The 3,692-nt window shown below is 67.5% G+C and carries 4 protein-coding genes; 3 read left to right on the forward strand and 1 reads right to left on the reverse strand.

Annotated features, from left to right (window positions below):
- Positions 1 to 253: adenosylhomocysteinase (locus ACZ4SA_RS36730; RefSeq protein WP_468283145.1), on the forward strand; the 253-nt coding region annotated here is incomplete at its 5' end.
- Positions 254 to 433: 180 nt separating this feature from the next.
- Positions 434 to 1,048, forward strand: coding sequence for a hypothetical protein (locus ACZ4SA_RS36735; RefSeq protein WP_468283148.1), 615 nt, complete (start codon positions 434 to 436; stop codon positions 1,046 to 1,048).
- A gap of 84 nt (positions 1,049 to 1,132) precedes the next feature.
- Here ACZ4SA_RS36735 and ACZ4SA_RS36740 read toward each other — a convergent pair whose 3' ends face one another.
- Entirely contained in the window at positions 1,133 to 2,125 is a 993-nt protein-coding gene (locus ACZ4SA_RS36740; RefSeq protein WP_468283151.1) for an RDD family protein, read from the reverse strand.
- Between the two features lie 143 nt (positions 2,126 to 2,268).
- Between ACZ4SA_RS36740 and ACZ4SA_RS36745 the strand changes: the two genes are divergently transcribed.
- A complete protein-coding gene (locus ACZ4SA_RS36745; RefSeq protein WP_468283154.1) occupies positions 2,269 to 3,276 on the forward strand; it encodes a stage II sporulation protein M in 1,008 nt (335 codons plus the stop codon).
- Positions 3,277 to 3,692 lie beyond the last annotated feature (416 nt).

Consider the following 3,692-nt stretch of genomic DNA (forward strand, 5'->3'; position numbering starts at 1 on the left):
CGCGACCGGTCACCCGTCGTTCGTGATGTCCAACTCGTTCGCGGACCAGACGCTGGCCCAGATCGAGCTGTTCACCAAGCCGCAGGACTACCCGAACGACGTGTATGTGCTGCCCAAGCACCTCGACGAGAAGGTCGCCCGGCTGCACCTGGACGCGCTGGGCGTCAAGCTGACCACCCTGCGCCCGGAGCAGGCCTCCTACATCGGCGTCGACGTCGACGGCCCGTACAAGCCCGACCACTACCGCTACTGATCAAGCCGCGCTGCTACTCACCAGTCGCAGCACAGCGCTGTAGGCAGCAGTACGCACCGAGCAGCTCCGCTGCACAGCAGCACCAGGCAGGCCCCCGCACCCCCGTGTCGGGGGCCTGCCCCGTACTCTTCTCGAACGGCTCCGGCTGACGCCTCACCGCACAAGGACACCTACGCCCCCATGCCTCGCGGCCGTTATTCGCTCCACGATCCGCACGATCACACCCCCCTCGGTGAAGAACACTTCCAGTGCGCCCCCGGCCCTTCCGGCTGGCGCTATGTCTCCCGAACCACCACCCCTTCCGGCGCCGACGCCGGCTCCGTCGACCTGGCCCTCGACGAACTCGGCCGCCCCATCCGTCTCGAACTGCATGCTGCGAGCTGGCAGGTCCGCGGCGCAGCCATCGACGGCGTCACCTGGGTCCGCACTGACCCCACCGGCGCTCACGCGCAAGAAGGCAACGCCCCCGCCCACGCATTCACCGGCACTTCCCCCGCATTCCTCGTCGCAACTGCCCGTCTGCTGCGCCTCGCACCCGGCGCCCCTGCAATCCGCCTCCGTCTCGTCGCCTTCACGGACCCCGTCCTCGCGCCCCGAACCGTCGACCAGTCCTGGGCCTTGGTGAAGAGTGAAGCGCATGCCACTGACAATGGCCCTCTGACAGTGGACGAGTACCAGGTCAGCGCCCTGGACACGGGCGAACAGCATGCCGTCCACATCGCGGGAGACGTGGTCCTGGCAGCACCCGGCATCGAGCTCGAGGACCTCGAAACCCCGCCGTCGACCTTCCCCTGAAATGCTTTGGGCTGCAGCTGCTTATCCGCGGCTGAGCGCGTCGGCTGAGCGTGGGCGCGCCGACCGGCAGCGGTCGGCCGGTGCCTACGCGGGCGGAGCGAATCCGCCGGACGGCGTGGGCGGCGGGACCTTCGCCCCGTCCGTCGCCGAACGGCGCTGGGCCGTTCCCGACCCGAATCCGATGCCGACAGGCCCAAAGGCCGGAGTGGCAGTCGGCACTGCCGCTTCGGGAACGGGTCCGACTTCCGACAAGCCCGCCCCCGTCGCAGAGGCGGGAGCGGAATGAGCGTGGGTGTGGTGGGCCGGGCCGCCGACGGATGTGCCGGGGGTGCTCGAGGGTGCGGTGAAGGCCCGCCGGGCGTCACGGGACTGCCGCTCGTGCACCACGGCTGACAGATATGCAGCCGGCGGGACGCCCTCAGGCGCCGGCGTTCCCGTACGCGTCGCCAGATCAGCGGCCAGCTGCTGTGCCATGGACCAGCTCACGGCCGGGTCCAGCTGCCTCATCCGTGTCAGGTACTGGCGTATCGCAAGCCACAGGCCGTCCGGCACACCCGACAGGTCGAGCTGGGAGAACCGTCCGACGAGCCACGGTGGCGGGGGAGGCGCCACCATCGGGCCGCGCGCCGCGGGTATCCGCTCCCGCACCACCAGCGTTCCGGCGAAGACGTCCCCGATACGCCGGCCTCGCGCCGACACCAACGATGCAATGCAAGCGATGACACCGAACGAGAAGAGGATCTCGACGACTCCCATCGCGCCCCGCACCAAGGCATGGCGGAAACGTATCGGCCCCCCGTCATCCCGTACGACGCGCAGCCCGCACGCCAGTTTTCCGAGCGACCGCCCATGACTGAGCGTCTCCACGGCTATCGGTGCACCCACCAAAACCAGAAGGAACGAGGCGATGGACAGTGCCATGACAGCGGCTTCGTCCAGCGACGCCGTCGCCATGGCCAGCCCGATCGACAGCAGGAGATAGGCCGACCACACCACGACCAGATCGATCATGAGAGCGAGGGCGCGGCTCGGCAATCTCGCCGGTTGCAACCCCAGTACGACTGCGTCCCCCGTCACTAGCCCACTCACTGTGCCGCCCCTCGCGTTCGTCGACCTTCCCTGCCCCTTGAATACTCAGTCTGCCAAGCTGACCCGCAGCGTGTCGCAGCAGTGCAGTAGTACGGACCGTACGCACCCAGTGCCTGGAGCAGCAGCCGACCATGGATCTCGATGTCTTCGTGACCGCCCACCGCGCCGAGTGGGACCGCCTGGACGATCTCCTTCGTCGCGGACGTCGTCTCACGGGCGCGGAAGCCGATGAGCTCGTCGCTCTCTACCAGCGCACAGCCACCCATCTCTCCCAGATCCAGTCCAGTGCCCCGGAGCCCGCACTGACCGCAAGGCTCACCCAGCTCGTGGCACGCGCACGCGCCATCGTCACCGGCACCCGACGGGCAGGCTGGAGGGATGCGGCCGCCTTTCTCACGGCCGGTTTTCCGGCCGCGGTCTACCGTTCCCGCCACTGGTGGATACCGACCGCCGTGCTCTCCACTCTTGTCGCCGCCCTCATCGGCTGGTGGATCGGGACCCATCCCGAGGTGCAGAGTGCGATCGGCGCTCCGGAGGAGCTCCGGCAGTTGACCCGCCCCGGCGGTGAGTACGAGACGTATTACTCGAGCCACCCCGCGGCCGCGTTCGCCGCACAGGTGTGGACGAACAACGCCCAAGCGGCTGCCATGTGCCTCACCCTCGGCGCGTTCCTGTGCCTCCCGGTCATCTGGATCCTCTTCCTGAACATGCTGAATCTGGGCGTCGGCATCGGACTGATGTCCTCGGCAGGCCGGCTCGACGTATTCCTCGGCCTGGTGCTCCCGCACGGTCTGCTGGAACTCACAGCCGTCTTTGTCGCGGCCGGCACCGGCCTGCGTCTCGGCTGGACGCTGATCGATCCCGGTCCGCGAACCCGCCGCACGGCCCTGGCCCAGCAAGGCAGGGCCGCCCTCGGCATGGCGATCGGCCTGGCACTGGTGCTGTTCGTGTCAGGCCTGATCGAGGGCTTCGTAACCCCCTCCGGGCTCCCCACCTGGGCGCGTATCACGATCGGCGTTGTCGCTGAGCTGGCCTTCCTCGCCTACGTCTACATCCTCGGCGGCAGGGCAGCCCGCGCAGGGGAGATGGGCGATGTGGAGGAACTCGACCGCAGTGCGGAGCTCCCGACGGCCGCCTGATGTGCGTCGACGCCTCCCGAGCTGCTAGTCTCCTCCTCGCCTCGCGCACCCTTGACACTGGTGGAGCAGGGAGGTAGATTTTAACGGTTGCCTCGGACTGGACGAGTTCGGGCGTGAACATTTAGAGTCTGTCTGGCTCTCGCCGGGAATCGCTTCCCGCGGAGCCCATCCCGATTCCTTCATCCGGATCACGAAGCCGATTAGGTCGGCTGAAATGGTTCTGATAAAGTCGGGATCAGCCGAAAGGTAAAAGGCCCTCCAGCGGCCACTGGAAATGAAATCCGAACCGGAAACGGAGCGGAAAACGGATCTGGTAAGGTTGGAAACGCAAGACCGGAGGGAAGCGCCCGGAGGAAAGCCCGCAGGGGTGAGTACAAAGGAAGCGTCCGTTCCTTGAGAACTCAACAGTGTGCCAA

The sequence above is a fragment of the Streptomyces sp. NPDC027962 genome (assembly GCF_055566095.1).

What these genes read in the sequence shown, in the direction of transcription:
- ACZ4SA_RS36735 (WP_468283148.1), top strand. Translation starts at nt 434, where the DNA reads ATGCCTCGCGGCCGTTATTCGCTCCACGATCCGCACGATCACACCCCC.
- ACZ4SA_RS36745 (WP_468283154.1), top strand. Translation starts at nt 2,269, where the DNA reads ATGGATCTCGATGTCTTCGTGACCGCCCACCGCGCCGAGTGGGACCGC.